This is a genomic window from Dactylosporangium sp. NPDC051541, assembly GCF_044454505.1.
Lineage (GTDB): Bacteria > Actinomycetota > Actinomycetes > Mycobacteriales > Micromonosporaceae > Dactylosporangium.
This window is the reverse complement of sequence record NZ_JBITDU010000002.1, coordinates 1,125,862-1,152,677: the sequence shown is the minus strand read 5'-3', so window position 1 is coordinate 1,152,677 and position 26,816 is coordinate 1,125,862. Positions and strand designations below refer to the sequence as shown.

Genomic DNA, 26,816 nt, shown 5'->3' with positions numbered 1-26,816 from the left:
CACCCGCCTTCTCCCAGCTGAGGGGACTCATCCATGACAACCAGGCGTAGGGCGGCGACCATCTTCGCCGCCGCGCTCGCGCTGGCCGCCGGGGCCGCCGTCGCACTGCACATCGCGCCGGCCGCCGCCGCGACCGTCGACACGAGCGCGTGGTACACCCTCGTGAACCGCAACTCCGGCAAGGCCATGGACGTGTGCGGGGTGTCCACCGCGGACGGTGCGTGCGTCCAGCAGTACAGCCAGACCGGCGGGCAGAACCAGCAGTGGCAGTTCGTCGACTCCGGCAGCGGCTACTACCGGCTCAAAGCCCGGCATTCCGGCAAGGTGCTCGACGTCTACCAGGTCTCCACCGCCGACGGCGCGAAGCTCGTGCAGTGGGCCGACAACAACGGCACCAACCAGCAGTTCCGGCTGGCCGACTCCGACGGTGGCTACGTGCGGCTGCTCAACCGCAACTCCGGCAAGGCGGTGGAGGTGCAGAACGCCTCGACCGCGGACGGGGGAGCGGTGGTGCAGTACAGCGACACGGGCGGTACCAACCAGCAGTGGCAGCTCGTGCGGGCCGACGGCGGCGGCAGCAGCAGCCCGACGCCGACCACGCCGGCGCCGGGCGGGCCGTTCACCAACCCGGTGGTGTGGCAGGACTTCGCCGACGGCGACATCATCCGGGTCGGCGACGCCTACTACTACTCGGCCTCCACCATGCACTACTCGCCGGGCGCGCCGATCCTGCGCTCCTACGACCTCGTCAACTGGGAGTACGCCGGGCACTCGGTGCCCAACCTGGACTTCGACTCCAACGCCTACAACCTCAGCGGCGGGCGGGCCTACGTCAAGGGCATCTGGGCCTCGGCGCTGAACTACCGCGGCAGCGACAGCACCTTCTACTGGCTGGGCTGCACGGAGTTCAACCGCACCTACGTCTACAGCTCGAAGTCGGTCGACAGCGGCTGGACGAAGAAGGCCCGGATCAACAAGTGCTACTACGACGCCGGGCTGCTGTTCGACAACGACACCCCGTACGTCGCCTACGGCAACACCACCATCAGCGTGGCGCAGCTCTCGTCGGATCTGACCTCGGAGGTACGGTCGCAGACGGTGTACCAGACGCCGTCGAGCGTCGGCACCCTCGAAGGGTCGCGGATGTACAAGCGCGGCAACTACTACTACATCTGGCTGACCCGCCCCGCCAACGGGCAGTACGTGCTGCGCTCGACCAGTCCGTGGGGGCCGTACGAGCAGCGCCAGGTCCTGCTCAACACGCCCGGTCCCATCTCGGGCGGGGGAGTACCACATCAGGGTGGGCTCGTGCAGACGCAGAACGGTGACTGGTACTACATGGCGTTCACCGACGCCTACCCCGGCGGCCGGGTGCCGACGCTGGCGCCGATCACGTGGAGCGGCGACTGGCCGGTGCTGCAGACCGTCAACGGTGCCTGGGGCGTCAACTACCCGAAGCCGAACATCACCACCACGAAGACCGTCAAGCCGATGATCGGCACCGACACGTTCAGCGGGACCGGACTCGGGCCGCAGTGGGAGTGGAACCACAACCCCGACAACACCAAGTGGTCGACCGGCAACGGCCTGCGGCTGCAGACCGCGACCGTCACCGGCGACCTGTACAACGCCCGTAACACGCTGACCCAGCGCATCCAGGGCCCGTCGTCGACGGCCACCGTCGAACTCGACTACTCGGCGATGACCGACGGCGACCGCTCCGGGCTGGCCATGCTGCGCGACTCCTCGGCGTGGATCGGCATCCAGCGCGACAACGGCGCCGCCCGCGTCACGATGGTGAACGGCCTGACCATGGACGGCAGCTGGAACACCACCGGCACGGGCTCGGTGGCCGCGTCGGCCAACGTCTCCGGCGGCCGGATCTGGCTGCGCGCCACCGCCGACATCCGGCCCGGTTCCGGGCGGCAGGCCCGGTTCTCCTACAGCACCGACGGTGTCAACTTCACCGCGCTCGGGCCGGCGTTCACGCTCAACAACGCCTGGCAGTTCTTCATGGGGTACCGCTACGCCGTCTTCAATTACGCCACCAGGTCGCTCGGTGGCGCCGTGACCGTCCGCTCGTTCGCGCAAACCGTTTAGGAGTTTCTGTGCACAGGAAAGCGTTCGGCGCCATGCTGGCGGCGACGGTCGTGGCGGCCGGGGTGGTGGTCGCCGTCAACGCGACCTCCGCCTCGGCGGCGTCCGTCGACACGACAGCGTGGTACACCCTCGTCAACCGCAACTCCGGCAAGGCCCTCGACGTGTGCGGCGCCGCCACCACGGACGGTGCCTGCATCCAGCAGTACGCGCAGTCGGGCGGGCAGAACCAGCAGTGGCAGTTCGTCGACTCCGGCGGCGGCTACTACCGCCTCAAGGCCCGGCACTCGGGCAAGGTTCTGGACGTGTACAACCTCTCCACCGCCGACTCCGCCAAGATCGTGCAGTGGACCGACGGCAACGGCACCAACCAGCAGTTCCGGCTGGCCGACTCCGACGGCGGCTACGTGCGCCTGATCAACCGCAACTCCAGCAAGGCGGTCGAGGTGCAGGGCGCCTCCACCGCCGACGGGGGAGCGGTCGTGCAGTACAGCGACTGGGGCGGCACCAACCAGCAGTGGCAGCTGGTCCGGGTCGGCGACACCACCCCGACCACGCCGGGCAACACCGGCGGCGGGACCTGCTCGCTGCCGTCGTCCTACCGCTGGTCGTCGACGGGGGCCCTGGCCACGCCGAAGTCGGGCTGGGTGTCGCTGAAGGACTTCACGAACGTCGTCTACAACGGCAAGCACCTGGTGTACGCGACGACCCACGACACGGGTTCGACGTGGGGCTCGATGAACTTCGGCCTGTTCACCAACTGGTCGGACATGGGCTCGGCGGCGCAGAACAAGATGAACTTCAACGCGGTCGCGCCGACGCTGTTCTACTTCGCGCCCAAGAACATCTGGGTGCTGACGTATCAGTGGGGCGGGACGGCGTTCTCCTACCGGACCTCCAGTGACCCGTCCAACGCCAACGGGTGGTCGGCGCAGCAGACGCTGTTCACCGGGAGCATCTCCGGCTCCGGTACGGGCCCGATCGATCAGACGATCATCGGTGACGGGCAGAACATGTACCTGTTCTTCGCCGGTGACAACGGCAAGATCTACCGGGCCAGCATGCCGATCGGGAACTTCCCGGGCAGTTTCGGGTCCAGCTACACCCAGGTCATGAGCGACTCGACGAACAACCTGTTCGAGGGCGTCGAGGTGTACAAGGTCCAGGGCCAGAACCAGTACCTGATGCTCGTCGAGGCCATCGGCGGGCAGGGCCGGTACTTCCGCTCGTTCACCTCCTCCAGCCTCGGCGGGTCGTGGACCCCGCAGGCGGCCAGCGAGTCCAACCCGTTCGCGGGCAAGGCCAACAGCGGCGCCACCTGGACCAACGACATCAGCCACGGCGACCTGGTCCGCACCAACCCCGACCAGACCAAGACCGTCGACCCCTGCAACCTGCAACTGCTCTACCAGGGCCGCTCCCCGAGCTCCGGCGGCGACTACGGCCTGCTGCCGTACCGGCCGGGAGTCCTGACCCTGCAACGCTGACCAACCGGTGGCCGCGGGCGGTGTCGCCCGCGGCCACCCTTTTTCAACGCTCCACACGTATGACGTATGACTGCCAACCCGTTGAGAGGTACCGCCATGTCCTTCTCTTCTCCCCTGTCCCGCCGGAAGCTGCTGATCGCGGCCGGCGCCGCGACCGCCGCCGCCGGGCTGACCCGGCCCGGCATCGTCTGGGCCACCGCCGGCCCGCAGAGTTACACCGCGGCCTGGTCGTCGGTCGACCAGCACCCGCCCGCGCCGGAATGGTTCCAGGACGCCAAGTTCGGCATCTACTACCACTGGGGCGCCTTCAGCGTGCCCGCGTACGCCAGCGAGTGGTACCCGCGCAACATGTACAACAACGGCTCGAACGAGAACAACCACCACAAGGCCGTCTACGGCGACCCGTCCGCGTGGCCGTACCACAACTTCATCAACGGGGCGCGGGACAAGGCCGGCAACTTCGTGCAGTTCGCGCCGAAGCTCACCTCGGCCGGCGGCAACTTCGACCCGAACGCGTGGGCGCAGCTGTTCGCCGACGCCGGCGCGAAGTTCGCCGGGCCGGTCGCCGAGCACCACGACGGCTTCTCGATGTGGAACAGCAGCGTCAACGAGTGGAACTCGGTCGCCAAGGGCCCGCGCCTGGACCTGCTGCGGCTGCACGCCGACGCGATCCGGGCGAAGGGGCTGCGGCTGTACGTCTCGCTGCACCACGCGTACAACTTCACCGGCTACTACCAGTGGGTGCCGCAGCAGTCCGACGCCAGCCTGCGCAAGCTCTACGGCCAGCTCGGGTCGGCCGAGCAGCAGCTGTGGTACGACAAGCTGCGCGAGGTCATCGACGGCTACCAGCCCGACATCATCTTCCAGGACTTCAACCTCGGCCAGATCACCGAGGCGCAGCGGCTGAACTTCCTGTCGTACTACTACAACCGCGCGGTCGCCTGGAACAAGGACGTGGCCGCCACCTACAAGGACGGCTTCAACAACCGCGGCGAGGTCTACGACTTCGAGCGCGGCGGGCCGGCCGACATCCAGTCACCGTACTGGCTCACCGACGACAGCGTGTCGAGCTCCAGCTGGTGCTACACCAACGGCATCGGCTACTACCCAGCCACCGCGCTGCTGCACGCCCTGCTCGACCGGGTCAGCAAGAACGGCACCATGGTGCTCAACATCGCGCCGATGGCCGACGGCACCATCCCCTCCGGCCAGCGCAGCATCCTGCTGGCGATCGGCGACCACCTCAAGCGGTTCGGCGAGTCAGTGTACGCGACCCGGGCCTGGAGCGCCTTCGGTGAGGGCCCGACGCAGATGGGCGGCGGGTCGTTCCAGACCCCGCGCACCGGCACGGCCCAGGACATCCGGTTCACCCGCAGCAAGGACAGCCGGATTCTGTACGCCACCGTCCTGGGCTGGCCCGGCAGCACCCTGCACATCACGACGCTGAACGCCAACCGGATCAACCTGAGCACGCTCAGCGCGGTGGAGCTGCTCGGATCGACCGCCGGCACCGCCATCAACCTGCCGACCCGCAGCCAGGACGGCTCCGGCCTGCACATCACGATGCCGTCGGCGAGCGCGCCCTACAGCGCCGGCGCCTACGTGGTCCGGCTGACGTTCTCCGGCTCGATCCCGGCGCTGGGCACCGGCGGCGGGACCGGCACCGGCTGGGTCCGCATCACGAACGCCACCACCGGCCTGGTGCTCGACAGCGGCGGCAGCGTCGCCTCCGGCTCGGTGCTCAAGCAGTGGAACTGGGACGGCAGCAACAACCTGCAGTGGCAGGTGGTCGACCTCGGCACCGGCTACGTCCGCATCGTCAACCGCACCAACGGCATGGTCGCCGACAGCTGGGGCAACACCGCCAACGGCGCGAACGCCATGCAGTCGCCCTGGAACGGCGGCAACAACCAGCAGTGGCGGCTCAACAGCGTCGGCAACGGCCGCTACCAGATCATCAACCGCGGCACCGGCACGGCCTTGGACGGCGCCGGCAACACGACGGCCGGGTCGACCGTCGTGCTGTGGGCGCCCAACGGCAGCACCAACAACCAGTGGAGCATCGCATGAGAGTCCTCGCAGCACTGGCCGGCGTCGTGCTCGCCGCGGCCGGCGTCGTCGTCGCGGCGGCCGGCCCGGCCGCGGCCGCCACCGCCATCACCGTCAACGGCTCCTCCGGCGGCAAGACGTTCGACGGGGTCGGCGCGGTCAGCGGCGGCGGTGGCAACAGCCGCCTGCTGATCGACTACCCGGAGCCGCAGCGCGGCCAGATCCTCGACTACCTGTTCAGCCCCGGGTACGGCGCCGCGCTGCAGATCCTGAAGGTGGAGATCGGCGGCGACACCAACTCCACCAGCGGCTCCGAGCCCAGCCACGCGCACTTCCGCGGCGACCTGAACTGCGACCGCGGCTACGAGTGGTGGATCATGGAGCAGGCCAAGGCCCGCAACCCCGGCATCAAGCTGGCCGGGCTGGCGTGGGGCGCGCCGGGCTGGATCGGCAACGGCAACATCATGTCCAGCGACTTCACCGACTACCTGATCTCCTGGCTCGGCTGCGCGAGGCAGCACAACCTCACGATCGACTACCTCACCGCGGCCCAGAACGAGAAGCGCACCGACGCCAACTGGACGATCAGCCTGCGCAGCGCGCTCAACGCCAACGGCTACAGCGGCGTGAAGCTCATCTACGGCGACGACTACCCCGGCAGCTGGGGCCCGGCCAACGCGGTCGCGAGCAACGCGACCCTGCGCAACTCGATCGACGTGCTCAGCGCCCACTACGTGTGTGGCTACCTCAGCGCCCAGACCACGTGCACGGTCCCGGCGACCGCCACCAACACCGGCAAGACGCTGTGGAACAGCGAGGGCGGCTCCCAGGACTACAACGACGGGGCCAAGCCGCTCGCCCGCGGCATCAACCGCGGCTACGTCGACGGGCGGATGACGGCCTACCTCAACTGGGACCTGATCGCCGCGGTCACGCCCAACGTGCCGTGGGCGACCGTCGGCCTGGTGCTGGCCAACCAGCCGTGGTCGGGCTGGTACGCCGTCGGCAAGAACACCTGGGCCCTCGCGCACACCACACAGTTCACCGCGCCGGGCTGGAAGTACCTCGACTCCTCCAGCGGCCTCATCGGCGGCAACCGCAACAACGGCAGCTACGTGAGCCTGAAGTCGCCGAACAACACCGACTACAGCACCATCATCGAGACCATGGACGCGAGCGCCGCGCAGACGCTCAACTTCACCGTCGCCGGCGGACTGTCCACCGGTACCGTCCACGTCTGGTCGACCAACCTCAACTCGAACAACGCCGCCGACCAGTTCCGCCACGCCACCGACATCACCCCCTCCGGCGGCGCGTACTCGCTGACCGTCCAGCCCGGCTACCTGTACTCCATCACCACCACGACGGGCCAGGGCAAGGGCACCGCGACCGCACCGGCCCAGGGCGCGCTGGCGCTGCCGTACGCGGACAACTTCGACGGCTACGCCACCGGCAAGCAGCCGAAGTACCTGCAGGACATGCAGGGCGCGTTCGAGACCGCCGCGTGCGGGGCGGGACGCTCCGGGGTGTGCCTGCGCCAGGCCTCGCCCCAGGCGCCGATCACCTGGAAGACCCTGGCCGACCCGAGCACCTACGGCGGCAACCTGAGCTGGTCCAACTACACCGTCTCGGCCGACGCGCTGCTGGAGAAGTCCGGCTACGTGCAGCTCGAGGGCCGGGTCGGCAGCCAGAACCTCGACCCGATCAGCCGCCAGAACGCCTACTACCTGCGCGTCACCGACGGCGGCGCCTGGTCGATCGTGAAGAACAGCACCGGCGGCACCGTCACAACACTTCGCAGCGGTACCGTCGCATCGCTGGGCCTGAACCGCTGGCACAGCCTGAGCCTGGCCTTCTCGGGCAGCACGATCACCGCCGCGGTCGACGGCGCCACCGTCGGCACCGTCACCGACGGCTCCTACGGCTCGGGCCAGGTCGGCTTCGGCACCGGCCAGGGCGTGACCGCCCAGTTCGACAACCTCTCCGTCGTGGCCGGGTCGGGCGGCCCCACCGGCGGCGCCACCGGACCGCTGCGCAACCTCAACGCGGGCCGGTGCCTCGACGTGCCGTCCCAGTCGCAGAACAACGGCACCCAGCTGGCGCTGTGGGACTGCAACGGCGGCGCCAACCAGCAGTGGACCCTCACGAGCAACAAGCAGCTGCAGGTGTACGGCTCCAAGTGCCTCGACGCCGCCGCCTCGCAGAACGCGCGGACGTTCATCACGGACTGCAACGGCCAGGCGACCCAGCAGTGGAACCTCAACGGTGACGGGTCGGTCAGCAACGTCCAGTCGGGCCTGTGCCTCGACGCGAGCGGCGCCGGGACGGCCAACAGCACCCCGGTGATCGTGTGGGCCTGCAACAGCGGCAGCAACCAACTGTGGACGAGGAGCTGACATGTCCCGACAACGATCCACGCTCGCGGCCGTCTGCGCCGTGGCCGTCGTCGTGCTCGCGGCCGTAGGGGTCGTCCTGCAGGGCGGACTCGGCGGCGCGACCAGCGCGAACGCGGCCACGACGGCCGGCTGCGGCCGGGCCGCGACCCTGGCCGGCGGCACGCACACCATCCAGAGCGGCGGCACCGGCCGGACCTACATCCTGCGGGTGCCGGACAATTACGACGTCAACCACGGCTACCGGCTGGTCTTCGGCTTCCACTGGAACGGCGGCACCGCCGGCGACGTGGACGGCGGCGGCACGAGCGGCTACCCGTGGTCCTACTACGGCATGCGGGCCCTGGCCAACAACACGACGATCTTCGTGGCGCCGCAGGGCATCGGCAACGGCTGGGCCAACTCCGGCGGCCGGGACCTGACGTTCGTCGACGACATGGTGCGCGAGCTCGAGGCCGGGCTGTGCGTCGACACGACGCAGCTGTTCGCGGCCGGGTTCAGCTACGGCGGCGGCATGAGCTACGCCATCGCCTGCGCTCGCGCGACCGTCTTCCGGGCCGTCGCCGTGTACTCCGGCGGCCAGCTCAGCGGCTGCAGCGGCGGCACCCAGCCGATCGCGTACATCGGGCTGCACGGGCTGCGCGACCCGGTCCTGCCCATCTCACAGGGGCGGGCGCTGCGCGACACGTTCGTGCGGGCCAACGGCTGCACGCCGCAGAACCCGCCGGAGCCGGCGCAGGGCAGCCTGACCCACATCGTGACGACGTACTCCGGCTGCCGCGCCGGCTACCCCGTCGCGTGGGCCGCGTTCGACGCCGGGCACACGCCGGGCCCGGTGGACGGCTCGGCCGGCGACTACGAGCCCGGTGAGCGGTCCTGGACCCGGCCGGTCGTGTGGAACTTCTTCACCCAGTTCCAGCCCGGCGGCCCCACCAGCCCGCCCGTGAGCGGCTCGCCGTCCACGCCGAGCGGTGGCGGGAGCGGCCCGATCCGGGGGCGGGCCTCGGGCCGGTGCCTCGACGTGCCGAACTCCTCGACCGCCAACGGCACGCAGCTGCAGCTGTGGGACTGCGGCGGCCAGCCGAACCAGTCCTTCACCTACACGAGCAACAAGCAGCTCCAGGTGTACGGCAACAAGTGTCTCGACGCCAACAACCGGGGCACCACCAACGGCACCGCCGTCATCATCTGGGACTGCAACGGCCAGACCAACCAGCAGTGGAACCTCAACACCAACGGCACCATCACCGGCGTGCAGTCCGGACTCTGCCTCGACGCCAACGGCGCCGCCACCGCCAACGGCACCAAACTCATCCTCTGGGCCTGCAACGGCGGCACCAACCAGCAGTGGACCAGGAGCTGACATGCCCCGATCACGTCTCGTGACGCTCGCGGCGGCGGGGCTGCTCGCCGCCGGCGGGCTCGCGGCCCTCGCACCGCCGGTGCAGGCCGCGGTCATGACCACCCTGTCGGTGTCGCCGGGCGGCTCCGGCACGGCGTGCACCGCCGCGCAGCCGTGCTCGCTCACCCAGGCCCAGGCCAACGTCCGGGCGGCGGCACCCGGTATGACCGGGGACATCGTGGTGCAGCTCGCCGGCGGCACCTACACCCTCAGCGCACCGCTCACCTTCGGGGCGGCGGACTCCGGCGCCAACGGGTACACCGTGTCGTGGCAGGCCGCCGCCGGCGCCAAACCGGTCATCTCCGGCGGGCAGCGGGTCACCGGCTGGACCGTCGCCGACTCCGGGCAGAACATCTGGAAGGCCAGTGTCGGCACCGGCTTCGACGCCCGCCAGCTCTACGTCGACGGGCGCATCGCCACCCGGGCCCGCACCCAGGTCAACCGGGGTGACTTCACGCTGTCCACGAGCGGCCTGAGCTTCACCAACGGGGCCCTGTTGTACCTCAACAACCTGGCGAACAAGAGCCGGGTCGAGGTCGAGTCCGTGGACTCGTTCACCGACCGCTACGCGCCGGTGCAGTCCATCGCGAACAACAGCATCACGATGCAGCAGCCGGCCTGGAACAACAACACGTTCGGCTACGACACGCTCAGCAAGCCGTTCCGGGCCGGGCCGCTCTACCTCGTCAACGCGCGCGAGTTCCTCGACGCGGCGGGGGAGTGGTATCTCGACACCGCCGCCGGGGTGCTCTACTACAAACCCCTGTCCGGCCAGGACGTGACCGCGGCCGACGTCGAGCTGCCGCGCCAGGAGTCGCTGCTGCGGGTCGGCGGCAGCTACGCCGCACCGGCGCACCACCTGTCCTTCACCGGCCTGCAGTTCGCCAACACCAGCTGGCTGCAGCCGAGCACCAATCAGGGCTACGCCGACCAGCAGACCGGCGCCTACCTCTACGGCAACCTGAGCCGGCCGGGCGACGCCCTGACGTCGTGCCAGTCGGGCTGCCCGCTGTTCGAGGCCACCCGGCCCGGCTGGCGGCAGATGCCGGCCGCGGTGCAGGTCTCGGCGGCCAACGCCGTCACCTTCGCCGGCAACCGGTTCACCGACCTCGGCCAGGTCGGCATCGGGGTCGGCAACGACGCCAACGCCCACGCCACCGGCGTTGGGCTCGGCGCGTCGAACATCACCGTCACCGGCAACACGTTCGACACGCTGTCGGCCGGTGCGATCGTCGTCGGCGGCGTCCAGGCCGACGCGCACCACCCGAGCGACCCGCGCATGACCAACAGCGCCATCACGGTCAGCAACAACGTCATCCACGACGTGGCGATCGAGTACCGCAGCCACGCCGGCGTGCTCATGACCTACACGGCCAATTCGACGATCGCGCACAACGAGGTCTACAACCTGCCGTACACCGGCATCGCCCTCGGCTACGGGTGGGGCTCCAACGACCCCGGCGGCAGCCAGGACTACATCGACCGCGGCCTGTACAACTACCAGCCGCGGTACACCACGCCGACCGTCGCCGCGAACAACCGCGTCACCGCCAACTTCGTCCACGACGTCGTGCAGCAGATGACCGACGGCGGCGCGTTCTACCACCTGTCCGCCAGCCCCGGCACCACCGTCGAGCAGAACTACTTCCGCAACACCAACGGCTGGCTCGGCATGTACTTCGACGAGGGCGCCCGGTATGTCTCCGCCGCGAACAACGTCCTGGAGAACGTCGGCACGTGGGCGTACACCCAGGCCTGGGCGAACAACAACACCGGCAACCTGACCCTGACGAACAACTGGACGACCAGCAGCACCACGAACGTCACGACCGGCTCGCGCGGCAACACCAACAGCGGCACGGTCGTGGTCAGCGGCGGCAACTGGCCCAGCGGGGCCCGCGCGGTGATGGCCGCGGCCGGCGTCTCCGGCGGCAATACGGGCGGCGGCACCTTCGCGCTGCGCGGCCAGGCCGCGAACCGGTGCCTGGACATCACCGGCGCGTCGACGGCCAACGGCGCCCTGGCCGAGATCTGGGACTGCAACGGCGGAGCCAACCAGCAGTTCAGCCTGACCGCGGCCGGCGAGCTGCGGGTCTACAACGGCACCAAGTGCCTCGACGTGGCCGGCCGGGGCACCGCCAACGGCACTGCGGTCGAGATCTGGGACTGCAACGGCCAGACCAACCAGCAGTACCGGTTGAACAGCGACGCCACGATCACCGCCGTCGGCGCCAACAAGTGCCTCGACGTCAGCGGCAACGGCACCGCCAACGGCACCCGGGTGCAGATCTGGGACTGCCTCGGCGCCGCGAACCAGAAGTGGTCGCGAAGCTGAGTGACGGCCGCGACCCGGGCGGGTCAAACGGGGGAGCAGTGCTCCTCGTGGCCCGCCCGGGCCGCGGCGGCGGGCCCGGTGGTGTCGCGGAGCACCAGGCGCGGTCGCAGGCTGCCGTCGGCCTCCTGGCCGATCAGCCCGGCATGCCCGGTCACGGCGAGGAACTCCAGCAGCGCCGTGACGCAGCGCCGGCCGATCTCGTCGTGGTTCTGCCGGATCGTGGTGAGCGGCGGGTGGAGGTATGCGGCCTCCGGGATGTCGTCGAAGCCCACGACGCTGATGTCGCCGGGGACCAGGATGCCGCGCTCGGCGAAGGCGCGCAGCAGGCCGAGGGCCATCTGGTCGCTGGCGGCGAAGACCGCGGTCACGTCCGGGCGGTGGGCCAGGCGCAGCCCGGCGGCGTAGCCGGAGCGGGCGGTCCAGTCGCCCTCGAGCACCGGCGGGGCCATCCGGCGGAACGCGCGATGCGCCGCGCGCCAGCCCGCGACCCGGCTGTGCGTCTCCGGCCAGTCCTCGGCGCCGGACACGTGCCAGACCTGCTCGTGCCCGAGCCCGAGCAGGTGCGCGACGGCCGCCCGGGCACCGGCGGCCTGGTCCACGACGACCGCCGGGATGATGCCGGCGGCGTCGGGCTGGACGGCCACGACGGGCAGGTCGGCGGGCAGCCGCAGCAGCGCCGTCGGCGGCAGCGCCGCCGCCGCGATCACCCCGGTGACGGACTGCCGGGCCAGGGTGGCGAAGGCGGCCGCCACCGTGTGCTGGTCGGCGCGGCGCAGCGTTTCGACCCGCAGACTGTATCCACCCATGCGGGCGGCGCGTTCGATGCCGCGCAGGGCCGCCGCCGCGCCGTGCACGGTCCGGTCGCGCGTGATCACACCGATCGTCCGCGTCCGCACGTGCTCGGGCTGAACCCGATCCGGTGGGAGGGTGCCGCCGCGGCCTCCCCGGCGGATGGTGCGCTCCTCAGGCATCGGATGTCCTAGTCGGCAGGGTCCTTGCGGGCCGATTGCGCCACGTATTCGCGAATATATTCGGAGTGTTAGCGTGCACATGGCGAATGTCAACGGACGCGGAGCAACGGCCGTCCCCGCCCCGGTCGCTGCGTCGACCGGTGCGATGCGCAACCTTCAGCGGCTGAAACTTACAGCTCTGGCCGCCTATTCGCGAATCTTGTTCGGACCGGCTTCGGCCGCCGGCGCGGCCGATTCGCAGCTCCGCCCGGTCGCAGCCGGGCGTTGACGGCCTCCGAGTGAGCGATAACATTCGCGAATAACATTCGTCGCCGTCCGGGGTGTTCGCCGATGCGCCCGGCCGGCCGACCTTCTTCACCGGCGGTCGGGCCTCGCCGACTGATGGCGAGCGGCGAGGGGTAGCCCGATCCCCGTGGCCGTGCGGTTGGCAGGCCGCACGGCCACGGGACCCGCCACCCGGCGGTGGCCCGTCACCGCTCGCGGCCTTGCGGCAAGACATCAGATGTGTGGTCGAGTCCATGCCGGTTTTCTCCGGGGGTCTGGACACAAACCGGCCGCGGATCTATAAAGACATCTGATGAATGTCGCCACCGACGCACGGTGGCCAACGCGACACCCCTCCAGCGCGGCCTGCCGTGCCGACGGCCCACACCCCGGCTGTCGCCCGCCCGGCGCTGTCCGTCGGCGCCGCCGGCGATACGGCGGCATCGCCGCGCTGCGGCATCGAGCGTTCCCACGACCAAGGAGACCCGGTGAACCGCAACGCGCTACTCGGACTGGGCTTGACCGCGGTGCTGAGCACGGTCGCACTCACCGCCGCCTGCGGCAAGGATGAGGCATCGCCGGGCGCGGGTGGTTCGGCCCCGCTCATCGGCGTCGACTACCCCCGCTCCGACACGGACTTCTGGAACTCCTACATCAAGTACGTGCCGCAGTTCGGCCGGGACCTCGGCGTCGAGCTCAAGACGACCAACTCGCAGAACGACATCGCCAGCCTCATCTCCAACGTCCAGACGTTTCAGAGCCAGGGCGTCAAAGGCGTGGTGATGGCGCCGCAGGACACGGCCGCGATCGCCCCCACGCTGCAGCAGCTGGCCACCAAGAAGATCCCGGTCGTCACCATCGACACGCGCCCCGACAGCGGGAAGGTGTTCATGGTGGTGCGGGCCGACAACCGGGCCTACGGCACGAACGCCTGCCAGTTCCTGGGCACGAAGCTCGGCGGTAAGGGCAAGGTCGTGATGCTCGAGGGCGGTCTGGACTCGATCAACGGCCGGGACCGTACCGAAGCCTTCGAAGCCTGTATGAAGCAGAGCTACCCCGGCATCACCGTCTTCGGCGAGGCGACGGACTGGAAGGGCGACGTCGCGGCGACCAAGCTGCAGACGCGGCTCACCTCCGACCCCGACATCAAGGGCGTCTACATGGAGTCGTCCTTCGCCCTCTCGGGGACGCTGCAGATCCTCAAGCAGCGCGGGCTGCAGGTGCCGCCGAGCGATCCGCGGCACGTCTTCATCGTGTCCAACGACGGCATCCCCGAGGAGCTCAAGGACATCAAGGAGGGCCTCATCGACGCCACGGTCAGCCAGCCGGCCGACCTGTTCGCCAAGTACGGCCTGTACTACGTCAAGGCGGCCATCGACGGCAAGACATTCCAGCCCGGACCGACCGACCACGGCAGCACCATCATCGCGGTCCGCGACGGCGTGCTGGAGGACCAGCTGGCGGCGCCCCTGGTGACGCTCGACGGTGCCACCATCGGCGGTCAGCCGACGGTGAAGTTCGATGACAAGTCGCTGTGGGGCAACAACGCATGAGCGACTCCGGGCCGGGGCCCGGCGACGCCCCCGTCGTCGCGGCCGAGCACGTCACCAAGCGATTCGGCTCGACGGTCGCGCTCGCCGACGTCGGCATCGCGGTGCGCTCCGGCGAGGCTCACGCGCTCGTCGGGCGCAACGGTGCCGGCAAGTCGACGCTGGTGCGCATCCTGACCGGGTTGCAGGCGCCGGACGCCGGGGCCGTGGCCTTCCACGGCCGCCCGGCCCCGCCGCTCGGCGACCGGCAGGCGTGGCGGCGGCTGGTCGCGTGCGTCTACCAGCAGTCGACGATCATCCCCGCGCTGAGCGTCGCCGAGAACCTGTTCCTCAACCGTCACCCGCGGGGCCCCGGCCGGCTGGTCCGCTGGCGGGCGCTGCACCGCGACGCCGAGCGGCTGCTCGCCGACTGGCCGGTCGACGTCGACGTCCGCCGGCCGGCCGCGGACCTGTCGGTCGAGCAGCGGCAGTTCGTGGAGATCGCGCGGGCGCTGTCGACCGGCGCGCGGTTCATCGTCCTCGACGAGCCGACGGCGCAACTGGACGCGGCCGGCATCGCGCGGCTGTTCGAGCGGCTCCGGGCGCTGCGCGACCAGGGCGTGACCTTCCTGTTCATCAGCCATCACCTGCAGGAGATCTACGAGCTCTGCGATCGGGTGACGGTCCTGCGCGACGCGCGGCACATCCGCACCGCCCCGGTGGCCGACCTCGACCGCCAGGCGCTGGTGTCCGCGATGACGGGCGAGGACGTCAGCCTCCCGACGGCGAGCCCCCGGCCGCGGGCCACCGGTGCGGCCGTCCGCCTCAGCGTGCGGCAGCTGCGCACGCGATCCGGCGCCGAGCTGCGGCTGGACGCGGTCGCCGGTGAGGTCGTCGGGCTCGCCGGCGGCGGCAGCAGCGGGAAGGTCGAGCTGGCCGAGGCGATCGCGGGGCTGGCCCGGCCCGCCTCGGGCAGCGTCGCCGTCGGCGGCCGGGTGCTGCGGCCCGGCAGCGTGCCGGACGCGCTCGAGGCCGGGGTCGGGCTCGTGCCGCAGGACCGGCATCGGGAGGGCCTCGTCCCGCTGCTGAGCATCGCCGAGAACGTGACGATGACGGTGCCGGGCCGCATCCGCCGCTACGGACTGGTCTCGCCCGCCCGCCGCGACTCGATGACCCGGCGGACCATCGACGATCTGGCGATCAAGGCGGACGGCCCGCAGACACCCGCGGCCGAGCTGTCCGGGGGCAACCAGCAGAAGGTCGTGATGGGGCGCGCGCTGGCCGGCGAACCGGTGGTGCTGATCCTCATCACGCCGACCGCCGGTGTCGACGTGCGCTCCAAACAGACGCTGCTGAGCGCCGTGCAGGACGTCCGCCGGCGCGGCACCACGGTGCTCGTCGTCTCCGACGAGCTCGACGATCTGCGCATCTGCGACCGGGTGCTGGTGATGTTCCAGGGCCGGGTCGTCGCCGAGAAGCCGTCCGGCTGGACCGACAACGAACTCGTCGCCGCCATGGAAGGGGTCGATCTCGACCATGTCTGACACCCTCTCGACCGGCACCGCGGCGCCACCCCGCAGCCCGCGCCGGCCCCCGGCGATCGCCCGCCTGCGAGACGTGGCGCTGGTACCGGCGATCGTCGTGGTGGCGATCGTGGGCTTCGCCGTGAACCCCGTGTTCCTCAGCTCGGACAACATCATCAACGTGCTGCAGAGCATGTCGGAGATCTCCGTCGTCGTGCTGGCCGAGACCATCGTGCTCATCAGCGGCAAGATGGATCTGTCCCTGGAGTCCACGTTCGGTCTCGCCCCGGGGGTCGCCGCCTGGCTCATCGTCGATCCGGCGGTCACGCACGGCCTCGGGGTCCACGTGCTGCCGGCGGCACTGGCCGTGCCGGTCGTCCTGCTCGTCGGCGTGCTGATCGGCGCGTTCAACGGGCTGCTCATCGTCCGGTTCGGGCTCAACGGCTTCATCGTCACGCTGGGCCTGCTCATCGTCCTGCGTGGCCTGTTGACCGGGATCTCGGGCGGCAAGACGTTCTTCGCGCTGCCGGAGTCGCTGACATATCTCGGATCGGCCGTCTGGCTCGGCGTGCCGGCCTCGGTGTGGCTGTCGCTGTCGCTCTTCGCCGCCGGCATCGTCGTGCTCGGCTACACCCGGCCGGGCCGGGCGCTCTACGCGATCGGCGGCAACGTCGACGCGGCCCGGGCGGCCGGTATCCGCACCGACCGGATCATCTGGCTCACCCTCGTCGTGGCCGGCGCCCTCGCGGCATTCGCGGGTCTGCTCATCAGCGGGCGGCTGGCGGCGGTGCCGGCGGCGCAGGGCAGCGGTGCGATCTTCCAGGTGTTTGCGGCCGCGGTCATCGGCGGCGTCAGCCTCAACGGCGGGAAGGGCACGCTCTTCGGCGCCTTCACCGGCGTCCTGCTCCTGTTCATGATCATCAACGTCCTCACGCTGGCCGGCGTGCCCGCCCAGTGGACGAACTTCCTCAACGGCGCCGTCATCCTCGTGGCCCTGGTGGTCTCCCGGATGACCGGTGGCAAGGCCCAGAACTGATGGCGCGCGACACCATCCCCCGAGGAGCACCGTGACTGAGCGCATCTCGTCCGTCGAAGTCCTCGACGTGCGGTTCCCGACCTCGCGGCATCGCGACGGCTCCGACGCGATGAACCCGTTCCCCGACTACTCCGCGGCCTACATCGTGCTGCACACCAGTGCCGGTGCGACGGGTCACGGGCTGGTCTTCACCGTCGGCCGCGGGACCGAGATCCAGGTGGCGGCCGTGCGGTCACTGGCCACGATGGTGATCGGGCGGCCGGTCGACGAGCTCGTCGCCGACCCCGGCGGCCTGGCCCGCCGGCTCATCGGCGACAGTCAGATCCGCTGGCTCGGCCCGGAGAAGGGCGTGGTCCACATGGCCGCCGGCGGGCTCGTCAACGCCGTGTGGGACCTGGCCGCCCGGCGGGCCGGCCGGCCACTGTGGCAGCTGCTGGCGTCGCTGTCCCCGGAGGCCCTGGTCGCGCAGGTCGACTTCCGATACCTGCGCGACGCCCTCACCGAGGACGAGGCACTGCGGCTGCTGCGGACCGCGGCCGCCGGCCGGTCCGAACGGCAGCAGCGGCTGCTCGAGGACGGCTACCCCGCCTACACCACCACGCCGGGCTGGCTGGGATACGACGATGAGAAGCTCGAACGGCTCTGCGCCGAGGCGGTCGCGGCCGGCTACCAGCTGATCAAGCTGAAGGTCGGTGGCGACCTGGCGGACGACGTGCGCCGGATGGACATCGCCCGGCGCGCCGTCGGACCGGCCATCCGCATCGCCGTGGACGCCAACCAGGTCTGGGGGGTGCCCGACGCCATCCGGTGGATGCGGGAGCTGAGCCGGTTCGACCCGTACTGGATCGAGGAGCCGACCTCGCCCGACGATGTGCTCGGCCATGCCACGGTCCGGCGGGCGCTCGCACCGATCAAGGTCGCCACCGGCGAGCACGTCCACAACGCCGTCATGTTCAAGCAGCTCCTGCAGGCCGGCGCCGTGGACGTGGTGCAGATCGACGCCTGCCGGGTCGGCGGGGTCAACGAGAACCTCGCGATTCTGCTGCTGGCGGCCAAGTTCGGTGTGCCCGTGTGCCCGCACGCCGGTGGCGTCGGGCTGTGCGAGCTGGTGCAGCACCTGGCGATGTTCGACTTCGCGGCGGTGAGCGGCACCATGGAGAACCGCTTCATCGAGTACGTCGACCATCTCCACGAGCACTTCACCGATCCGGTGCGGATCCGGTCGGGCCGGTACGCGGCCCCGACCGCACCGGGCATGAGCGCGCAGATCGTGCCGGCGACACTGGCCGCGTACCGGTTCCCGGACGGCCCGGCCTGGGCGATCGGGGACGCGGCGTGACGGGTCAGGCCGGCTCGGCCGGCGGCGGCGCCGCCAGCACCGCCCGCAGCCACGCCTCGGAGGTGTTGACGTGCACCAGAGCGCTCGCGTGCGCCAGCAGCTGATCCCGTGCCCGCAGCGCACGGTAGATCGCGTCGTGCTCCTCGATGGTGGTGTGCGCGGAGTTGCTCTCGATCAGTCCGCGCCACACCCGGGCCCGCAGGGTGCGGCTGGACAGGCCGTCCATCAGCGTCGTCAGGGTCTCGTTCCCGGTCGCCGCGATGACGGTGTGGTGGAAGGCCGTGTCGAACCGGATAAGCCGCTCGTGGTCGTCGGCGGCGGCGCGCATGTCGTCGAGAATGCGGCCGAGCTCGTCGAGCTGCTCGTCGGACAGCCGCAGCGCCGCGAGTCCGGTGGCGACCGGCTCCAGCATCCGGCGGACCTCCACCACCTCCAGCAGCGTGTCGTCCTGCAGCAGCTCCACCGCGAGCCCGAGCCCCTCCAGCAGCAGCCGCGGCGCCAGGCTGGTGACGTAGGTGCCGTCGCCGCGGCGCACATCGAGGACCCGGGCCGATTCGAGCACCTTGACCGCTTCCCGCACGCCGCTGCGTGACAGGCCCATCTGCGTGGCGAGCTGCGGTTCGGGCGGCAGCCGTGCTCCGGGTGGCAGCTCCCCGCTCTGGATCATCGCCCGGATCCGGGTGATCGCCTCGTCGGTCAGTGCCACCGTCGCCCCCTAGTACCCCCGGCTCGATCCGCCAGCGCTCACTATAAAGACATCTGATGTCTGCCGGATCGGCCAACCCTTCGGAAAGGAACCGGCAATGCCAAGCCCCACATCGACGATCCGGCGGCCCGGCCGCGGGCCGCGCACATGACGCGGGCCGCGTACTACCTCGGGGATCGCACGTTCGCCGTCCGCGATGCCGATCCGGCCCCGCCCGGCCCGGGCGAGGTCCGCATCGACGTCGCCTACACCGGTATCTGCGGCACCGACCTGCACATCCTGCACGGTGCGATGGACCACCGCGTGCGGGCACCCGCCGTGATCGGCCACGAGATGTCGGGCCGGATCGCGGCCCTCGGGGCCGGCGTCGACGGCCACGCGGTCGGCGACCCGGTGACGGTCATGCCGCTGGACTGGTGCGGCGAATGCCCGGCCTGCCGAGCCGGGCACACCCACATCTGTCACCGGCTCAACTTCGTCGGCATCGACTCCACCGGCGCGATGCAGCGCTCGTGGACCGTCCCGTCCCGGCTGCTCGTCGCGCTGCCGGCCGGGCTGCCGCTGCGGCACGCCGCGCTGATCGAGCCGACCGCCGTCGCGGTCCACGACGTCCGGCGGTCCCGGCTGGCCCGCGGCGAGCGCGCCGTCGTCATCGGGGCCGGGCCGGTCGGGCTGCTCATCGGCAAGGTAGCGCAGGCCGCCGGCGGCGAGGTGACCGTGCTCGAGATCGACCCGCACCGCCGATCGGTGGCCCAGCGGCTCGGGCTGGCGGCGGTCGACCCGGCCGCCGTCGACGTGGCCGAACACATCCGGGACTGGACCGGCGGCGCGGGTGCGGACGTCGTGTTCGAGGTGTCGGGGTCGGCCGCCGGGGTGCGCGTGGCGACGGAGCTGGCGGCCGTGCGGGGCCGGCTGGTGGTGGTGGCGATCCACCCCGCGCCGCGCGAGGTCGACCTGCACCGGGTGTTCTGGCGCGAGCTGGAGCTGATCGGGGTGCGCGTGTATCGGCGCGACGACTACGAGGAGGCCGCGCGGCTGGTGCTCGAGCGGCTGGTCCCGGCCGACGAGCTGATCTCCCGCGTCGTTGCCCTCGAGGACGTCATGCAGGCGTTCCACGCCCTGGAAGCCGGGGGCGACGTCAAGGTGCTCCTCGACTGCGGAGGCGACGCATGAGCCCGTTCGACCTGACCGGCCGGCTCGGCGTGGTGACCGGTTGCCGGCGCGGTATCGGGCTGGCCATGGCCGAGGCGCTCGCCGCGGCCGGCGCCGACGTCATCGGGGTGAGCGCCGCCCTGGAGGACACCGGCAGCGAGGTCGCCCGGCGGGTGACGGCGCACGGGCGGTCGTTCACGCCGTACCGTGCCGACCTGGCCGACCGGTCCGCGGTCCGCGACCTGGCCGCCCGGCTGCGCGACCGGCCGGTCGACATCCTGGTCAACAACGCCGGCACGATCCGGCGCGCCCCGGCGGCCGAGCACACCGACGAGGACTGGGACCACGTCCTGGAGGTCGATCTCTCCGCCCAGTTCGTGCTGGCCCGTGAGCTCGGCCGGGCCATGCTCGAGCGGGGCGCCGGGCGCATCATCTTCACCGCGTCGATGCTGAGCTTCCAGGGCGGGGTGACGGTGCCCGGCTACGCGGCGGCCAAGTCCGGCCTCGCGGGTCTCACCCGGGCCCTGGCCAACGAGTGGGCCGGCCGGGGCGTGAACGTCAACGCGATCGCTCCCGGCTACATCGCCACCGACAACACGCGGGCGCTGCGGGACAATCCGGAACGCAACCGTTCGATCCTGGAGCGGATTCCGGCCGGGCGCTGGGGAAACCCGGACGACCTCGCGGGCGTCGTGGTCTTCCTCGCCTCCGACGCCGCCCGGTATGTGCACGGGACGGTCATCCCCGTCGACGGCGGCTGGCTGGCCCGCTGAGCGATCGGTGGTGGCGTCCCGGCGTCACTGCGGCCCCGCGGTACCGATCAGCAGCCACGTCACGACAGCGCACCCGGCGCCGATCGGTACCGCGGCCATGACGAGGGCCGCCAGGAACCACCACTCCACGCGGCGGGTGACGCGGGCCGGCAGGCCCTGGATGCGCAGCGGGGCCAGCTCCCGGCGCGGCGCGGTGATCGTCGTGACGGCCAGGCCGGCCAGGCCGAGCAGCGCCGACAGCGCCCCGGCGAACACGAAGAACCGCAGGGCGAGCGCCGAGCCGGACCGGCCGAGGACGGCGCGTTCGTCGGCGACGGTCCGCCGGCCCACGACGCTCAGCCCGGCCGCGGTGAGCGCCTCGGCGATCGACGGCGGGGCGTCGCGGGCGAGCCACACCTCGCCGAGGCCGGTGAGCTCGGAGTCGGTCGACGCCCGGTCGGCCGCCTCCAGGTCCACCAGCGAGCCGCGCCGGCCCAGCCGGGGCAGCCGGTCGGCGTGCCCGACGACGGTGCCGCCGACCGGCCCGTCGAACGCGGCGTAGGCGCCGTCGGGCGGCAGCGGGCCGGTGGACACCAGCGTGAGCGCGGCCGGGACGTCCGGCGGCCGGAGGCTGCCGGCCTCCCGGCGCTGGGACGGCGGCAGCGTCACCTCGAGCGCGTCGCCGGCGGTGGTGGCGCTCGCCCCGGCCGGCATCCGCCAGGCGGCGGTGAACGGCTGCCCCTGGATGGTGTGCAGGGCGAGGCGGGCGGGCGCGCCGAGGTTGCTCGGCAGGCCGACCTGGAGCGACACGAGCCGGCAGCCGGCGGCACAGGCCGGGGACGGCGCGGTGTAGGTGTGCCGGCCCAGCGACAGGGAGCCGAAGTCGATCGGCACCCGCTGGACGGCACCGGCCGGCGCGACGACCCCCGTCAGCGTCGCCGGCTTGCCCGCGAGGTCCACGGCGGTCACGTCGACCGCGACGGTGGCGCCGGTCAGCGTCACGCCGGGTCCGGCGTCCGGCCGGAGCCGGGCCGCGAGCGCCGCCACCGGTTCGGAGGCGTCGCCGGCGGGCCAGTACGCCACCGCGGCCAGCCGCGTCGAGTCGACCGCGAGCGAGGACGGCAGCATCGTGCTCACGGCCGGAATCGGCACGGCCGCCATCGCGTAGCGGCCCGCCGGGTCGGCCACCCGGGTCGCCCGCAGCAGCTCGGCCCGGGTGGTCGGGCCGATCGACAGCACGGTCGGCGCACCGACCGTCACCTCGGCCCGGTCCTGCTCGTCGCGGTCGCCGACGACGGTCGCGAGACCGGCGAAGCTGAACGAGCCGAACGCCACGACGAGCAGGACCAGCAGCCGGTGCGCGGCCGGGCGCCGGGCCAGCCGGAACGCCGTGAGCGCGGCGACCAGTGCACCGCGGTGCAGGGATCGCGCGGCGAGCCGGGCCGACAGCGGCCGGAGCAGCCGCGCCGCGAGCAGCGCCAGCGCGGCGATGACCAGGGCCGGGGCGACGAGCGTGACCCCGGTCAGGACCCCGGTGCGCCGCTGGGCGATCGCGGCCCCGGCGACCAGGACGAACACGGTCTCCAGCAGCAGCGTCCGGGTCCGGGTGGCGCCGCGGTCCACCTCGCGCAGGAGCGCACCGACCGGCGTGCTGACCGTGCGCAGCTGCACGACGAGACCGGCGAGCAGCGCCCCGAGGACGGCGACGCCGGCGTATGGCAGCACCGACTGGTCCAGGCGGGCCGGGGCGGGCGCGGCCGCGCCGACGACCAGCCGGCCCAGCAGCACACCGACCGGGGCGCCGGCGAGCACCGCGAGCAGCGTCCCGCCGGCCGCGAGCCACCACAGGACCCGCCTGGGCACCCCGCGCAGCGCGACGACACCGTACTCGTAGCGGTGCGCCCGGGCCATGTTGGCCACCGCGAGCAGGATCACCGCCCAGGCGAGCACGACCACCGGGATCGCGGCCAGCGGGATGACCTCGTGGGCCTGTTCGCGGCTGCGGTCGATGCGGTCGAGCAGGTCCGGCAGGGCGGTACTGACACTGATCCGGCCGGTCTCGTCGCTCTCGGCGGTCCCGGCCAGCCACGCGCGCAATGCGGGCAGCCGCTCGACGGTGATCGCGCCGTCGGTCGCCCGGGCCTCGAAGGATTGCAGCTCGCGCGGGTGGTCGATGCCGGCGAGGGTGTTGCGCGCGACGTACATCGGATCGTTCTGGTAGTCCTGGTCGCTGCGGTTGGCGTGGCCCCAGTAGAGGTCGGCCGGGTCGCGCGGCCGGACCAGCCCGACCACCGTCATCGTCCACGCGTCCCCGGCCGGGATGAACACGTTGCTCGCGCTGTCGAAGGTGGCGGCCACGTTGTTCACCCGATCGCCGACGGCGAGCCCGAGCCGCTTGGCGGCCGCCTCGCTCAGGACGGTCTCACCGCCGCCCATCAGGCAGCGCCCGGCCACGACGAGGACCTGCGCGCACAGGTCCTCACGGAAGGCGACGCGGCGCACCTGATCGCTGCCGGCCCGGTCCCGGTCGGCCGGCATGGCGAGGAACTCGGTGCTGAAGACGGTGATGAACCCGTCGAGCTGGACCTTCTCGGCGGCGAGGCGCTCGAACTCGTCGGGCACGGCGCCGCCGGACGCCCGCTCCACCGGCGACGACACCCAGATCGTGCGCTCGGCGCCGCCGGCGTGGCGGGCCTCGCCGGCGACCACCGCCCGGTCGATGGCGGTGAGGTAGATCGGTGCCGCCACCGCCGCCGCCGTGGCCAGCACGGCGAGGAGCCACAGCGCCAGGGCCTGGCCCCGCCGGGCGCGCAGCATCCCCAGCAGCAACGCCGTCATGGCCGCCGCCCCCCGCTGCGGTACTGCGGTGCCAGCGCGCACCCGGCGAAGAGCGCGGCGACGGCCGCCGTCGCGGCCAGGAGCGCGATCACGGCCACGCCGGGGTTGCCGGACGGCCCGGGCCAGGCATCGATGTACACGGGTATCGGCGGGTGGGCGATCGCCCGGGCCGCGGCCGCGGCCAGCGCGGCGGTCAGCGCGGCCAGCAGGATCGGCGCCAGTGCCGCCCAGCGCCCGGCGGCGCGCAGGGCCGCGGCCGGCACGCCCTGCCGGCGCAGCGCCACGAACTCCTCGCCCCGGGCCCGGCGCTGCACGGCCCCGATGACCAGCAGGGCGATCGCGGCGGCCAGCAGCCCCAGGACGCTCATCAGCAGGCCGTAGCGGGCCGCGGCGGCCGGTCCGGACCGGTCCTGGCGCGCGTCGGCGGCGCTGAGCGAATCCTCGCCGGCGATGGTCAGCCCGGCCGCGCGGAGCCGGTCGACCACGTCGGCGGGGGCGCCGGGGGCGAGCCAGACCTGCTGCCGCTCGGCCCGCGGGGCGCCACCGGCGATCCGGTCGGCGTACTCGAGGTCGACCAGGACGCCGCGGGCGCCGATCCCCGGCAGCAGCGGCGCGGCGATCGGCTCGACCGGCACCGCCCGCCCACCGGACAATTCGATCGTCGCGGTGCCCCGCTGATCGGCCGCGGGCCGCCGACCGGCCACCGCCGCCGGGAGCGGTACGGGCGCGTCGACGACGTAGAGCCGCCCGTCGGCCGGCAGCTTCGACAGGCCCGGTGTGACGGCGGCGAGGGCGAGCCGCCCGTCGTACGCGCGCATGCTGATGGTCGCGGCGATGTTGCCGGCGCCGGTGCGCCAGCGGCCGGGGTCGGCGAAGACCGCCGGGGTGATCACGGTGCGGCCGTCGGCGTCGAGCTGTCGCAGCTCGACCGCGCGCCCGCCGGCGAGTTCGAACGAGACCAGCCGGCAGCCGGAGCGGCAGTCGGGCACGTTCGCGACGGCCGTGGCGGACCCGCCGTCGATCGGGGTGAACCGGGCCGTCACCGGGGCGCCGGTGGCGGTGACGACCAGGGTGGCCAGCAACACCGGCGGCCCGGTCGGCGGGGTGGCGCCGGCGTCGGGCAGGTCGCCACCGGTCGGTGCGGCGGCGGTCACCGTGAGGCCGGTGCCGGAGAAGGTGATCGGTGGCGGGGCCGGCGGTCGCAGCCGGCCGGTGTCGAGCGGGGCCGGGCCGGCCAGCACATACGGCAGCCGCGGCGAGTCGACGGCGAGCATCGGCTCGCCGCCCGGTCCGGTACCGGCGACGACGGCCATGGCCTGCCGTCCGCCCGGGTCGGCGGCGCGGACCGCGTTGAGCAGGCGGACCCGGTCGCCCCCGGCGACGGTGAGGACCCGCTCGCCGCCGACCTCGACCGCGGACCGCTCGTGCCGGGCGTGGCCCGCCTCGGCCCACTGCTGGGCGGCGACCGCGAGGAGGCAGCCGGCCGCGGTGAGCAGGGGCAGCATCCGGTACGCCGATGAGCGCCGGGCCAGCAGCAGCGCGCCGAAACCGGCCGCGACCCGCCCGTTGACGAGCGCCGAACGGCCCACGGCCGTGGCCGCCGGCACCAGCAGCCGGCCGACGAGGATCGCGGCCGACGCCGCCAGCAGGCCCGGCGCGAGCAGCTGCACGCCGATCGCGCCGCGGGCGACCAGGCTCTGGTAGACGCTGGCCCCGGCCAGCCCGAGCACGCACACCTCGACCACGGCGGTGCCGAGCCGCGGCGGTCGCGGTGCGGCGGCGCGCAGGAGCCGCTCGACCGGCAGCCCGGTGGTCCGCCAGTCGGCCAGGGCCGCGCTGAACAGGGCCGCGGCCAGCACACCGGCGGCGATCGGCAGGCGGGCCGGGCCGTCGGCGAGCACCCCGGCGACCGCGCCCGCGAGCGCCCCGGCGGCGAGCGGGACTCCGGTCTGTCCGCTGGTGGCCACGAGCAACCGCCAGCGCCGGGCGCCGCGCAGCGCGAGCTGGGCGGCGTCGAACCGGCGGGCCTCGGCGGCGTAGCGGGCGGCGACCGCCATCGCGAGCCAGCCGATGACGGCCAGCTGGGCCGCGGCGAGGAGCACGCCCCGCTCCAGCACCTGCCGGTCGGTGGCGATCCGGTCCGCCAGCGCCACTGCGGCCGTATCCACCTGCAGCGGCACGCGACGCATCCGGTCGACCGCGGCCGCGAGCTCGCCGCCGCGGCTGAACACCGGCGGACTGAGCAGCGCGTCGAAGGTGGCGCGGACCGTGGTGGCGGCGGCGGCGACCGTGCCGAACGTCGTCCAGGCGGCGTCGTCGGCGGCGGTCCAGTACCACGACAGCGGGTCGGCCGGCCGGTAGACGCCGACCAGCCGCAGGGGACGCGGTGGCGCGCCCGGCCCGGTCCGCACCTCGAGGCGATCGCCGACGTGCACGCCGAGCCGCTCGGCGCTCGACCCGCTGAGGACCACCTCGCCGGTCGCCTGGGGGCAGGACCCGTCGACGATGGCGTTGTCGCACAGGGCTTCGCGGTACCGCAGCGGCATTTGCAGTTGTCGTTCCCCGGCGGTGACCGTCGCACCGACGTCGACGCCGAGCGCCTGCCCGGTGACCGGCAGTGCCAGGGCCCGCCGTGCGGAGGCGGCGAACGTCTGCACGACCGTCTCACCGGCCAGGTCGACCGAGACGGTGCCGGTCGCGGAGACGGTCCGCTCGGCCGGGGTGGCGGCCGCGATCCGCGCCGTGGCGGCGGTGTCGACCGCCCGCGCCAGATACCAGGGCGCGAGGCTGAGCCCGGTGCTGACGAGCGCGGCGAGCAGGAACATCCCGGTGGACACCGCGCGGCGGGCGACGATCGCGCCCCAGATCAGCGCGAGCATGCGCTGGCCCGATTCACCGGATCAGTGTATGGAGAATCGGGCCGGCGGCAATCCCTTGCGGCGG

At 72.3% G+C, this 26,816-nt stretch carries 16 protein-coding genes; 12 read left to right on the top strand and 4 right to left on the bottom strand.

The genetic code is table 11. The features are described 5' to 3' along the window. Positions 1–33: 33 nt before the first annotated feature. The 6 genes from ACIA8L_RS12890 (at position 34) to ACIA8L_RS12865 (ending at position 11,763) form a co-directional block, all read left to right on the top strand. Entirely contained in the window at positions 34–2,100 is a 2,067-nt protein-coding gene (locus ACIA8L_RS12890; protein WP_395903663.1) for an RICIN domain-containing protein, read from the top strand. 32 nt (positions 2,101–2,132) lie between these two features. Beyond that, complete coding sequence (locus ACIA8L_RS12885; RefSeq protein ID WP_395904210.1) at positions 2,133–3,584, top strand: non-reducing end alpha-L-arabinofuranosidase family hydrolase; 1,452 nt, start codon at positions 2,133–2,135, stop codon at positions 3,582–3,584. A 96-nt stretch (positions 3,585–3,680) separates the two neighbouring features. Continuing rightward, a complete protein-coding gene (locus ACIA8L_RS12880) occupies positions 3,681–5,654 on the top strand; it encodes an alpha-L-fucosidase (RefSeq protein WP_395903661.1) in 1,974 nt (657 codons plus the stop codon). After that, positions 5,651–8,029, top strand: a complete 2,379-nt coding sequence (locus tag ACIA8L_RS12875) for a ricin-type beta-trefoil lectin domain protein (protein ID WP_395903659.1) — start codon at positions 5,651–5,653, stop codon at positions 8,027–8,029. Before ACIA8L_RS12880 ends, ACIA8L_RS12875 begins: the two co-directional genes overlap by 4 nt. A gap of 1 nt (position 8,030) precedes the next feature. Then, entirely contained in the window at positions 8,031–9,389 is a 1,359-nt protein-coding gene (locus tag ACIA8L_RS12870; RefSeq protein WP_395903657.1) for an RICIN domain-containing protein, read from the top strand. A gap of 1 nt (position 9,390) precedes the next feature. After that, positions 9,391–11,763 (top strand): RICIN domain-containing protein, encoded by a 2,373-nt coding sequence (locus tag ACIA8L_RS12865; protein WP_395903655.1) that lies wholly within the window; start codon positions 9,391–9,393, stop codon positions 11,761–11,763. A 23-nt stretch (positions 11,764–11,786) separates the two neighbouring features. Here the strand turns inward: ACIA8L_RS12865 and ACIA8L_RS12860 are convergent, their stop codons facing one another. Next, positions 11,787–12,734 carry a substrate-binding domain-containing protein gene (locus tag ACIA8L_RS12860; RefSeq protein ID WP_395903652.1) on the bottom strand — a complete coding sequence of 316 codons (948 nt, stop codon included), beginning with the start codon at positions 12,732–12,734 and terminating at the stop codon, positions 11,787–11,789. Between the two features lie 752 nt (positions 12,735–13,486). Here ACIA8L_RS12860 and ACIA8L_RS12855 point away from each other — a divergent pair. Genes ACIA8L_RS12855 through ACIA8L_RS12840 form a run of 4 tightly spaced genes read left to right on the top strand, consistent with a single transcriptional unit; the run spans position 13,487 to position 18,425 of the window. After that, positions 13,487–14,551, top strand: coding sequence for a sugar ABC transporter substrate-binding protein (locus tag ACIA8L_RS12855; RefSeq protein WP_395903650.1), 1,065 nt, complete (start codon positions 13,487–13,489; stop codon positions 14,549–14,551). Then, the gene (locus tag ACIA8L_RS12850) at positions 14,548–16,071 is read left to right on the top strand and encodes a sugar ABC transporter ATP-binding protein (protein ID WP_395903648.1); all 1,524 of its coding nucleotides are present in this window, start codon (positions 14,548–14,550) and stop codon (positions 16,069–16,071) included. The genes ACIA8L_RS12855 and ACIA8L_RS12850 overlap by 4 nt, the downstream gene beginning before the upstream one ends. Then, the gene (locus ACIA8L_RS12845) at positions 16,064–17,086 is read left to right on the top strand and encodes an ABC transporter permease (RefSeq protein ID WP_395903646.1); all 1,023 of its coding nucleotides are present in this window, start codon (positions 16,064–16,066) and stop codon (positions 17,084–17,086) included. Before ACIA8L_RS12850 ends, ACIA8L_RS12845 begins: the two co-directional genes overlap by 8 nt. A 31-nt stretch (positions 17,087–17,117) precedes the next feature. Further along, positions 17,118–18,425, top strand: a complete 1,308-nt coding sequence (locus tag ACIA8L_RS12840; RefSeq protein WP_395903644.1) for an enolase C-terminal domain-like protein — start codon at positions 17,118–17,120, stop codon at positions 18,423–18,425. A gap of 4 nt (positions 18,426–18,429) precedes the next feature. Here ACIA8L_RS12840 and ACIA8L_RS12835 read toward each other — a convergent pair whose 3' ends face one another. Then, on the bottom strand, positions 18,430–19,131 hold the full coding sequence (locus ACIA8L_RS12835; protein WP_395903641.1) for a FadR/GntR family transcriptional regulator: 702 nt from the start codon (positions 19,129–19,131) through the stop codon (positions 18,430–18,432). 147 nt (positions 19,132–19,278) lie between these two features. Here ACIA8L_RS12835 and ACIA8L_RS12830 point away from each other — a divergent pair, with 147 nt between their 5' ends. Continuing rightward, positions 19,279–20,304, top strand: a complete 1,026-nt coding sequence (locus tag ACIA8L_RS12830) for a zinc-binding dehydrogenase (protein WP_395903639.1) — start codon at positions 19,279–19,281, stop codon at positions 20,302–20,304. Further along, positions 20,301–21,056 (top strand): SDR family oxidoreductase, encoded by a 756-nt coding sequence (locus tag ACIA8L_RS12825; protein ID WP_395903636.1) that lies wholly within the window; start codon positions 20,301–20,303, stop codon positions 21,054–21,056. The genes ACIA8L_RS12830 and ACIA8L_RS12825 overlap by 4 nt, the downstream gene beginning before the upstream one ends. A gap of 24 nt (positions 21,057–21,080) precedes the next feature. Here ACIA8L_RS12825 and ACIA8L_RS12820 read toward each other — a convergent pair whose 3' ends face one another. Continuing rightward, positions 21,081–23,873, bottom strand: coding sequence for a hypothetical protein (locus ACIA8L_RS12820; RefSeq protein WP_395903634.1), 2,793 nt, complete (start codon positions 23,871–23,873; stop codon positions 21,081–21,083). Further along, complete coding sequence (locus ACIA8L_RS12815; protein WP_395903632.1) at positions 23,870–26,752, bottom strand: hypothetical protein; 2,883 nt, start codon at positions 26,750–26,752, stop codon at positions 23,870–23,872. The genes ACIA8L_RS12820 and ACIA8L_RS12815 overlap by 4 nt, the downstream gene beginning before the upstream one ends. Between the last annotated feature and the right edge of the window lie 64 nt (positions 26,753–26,816).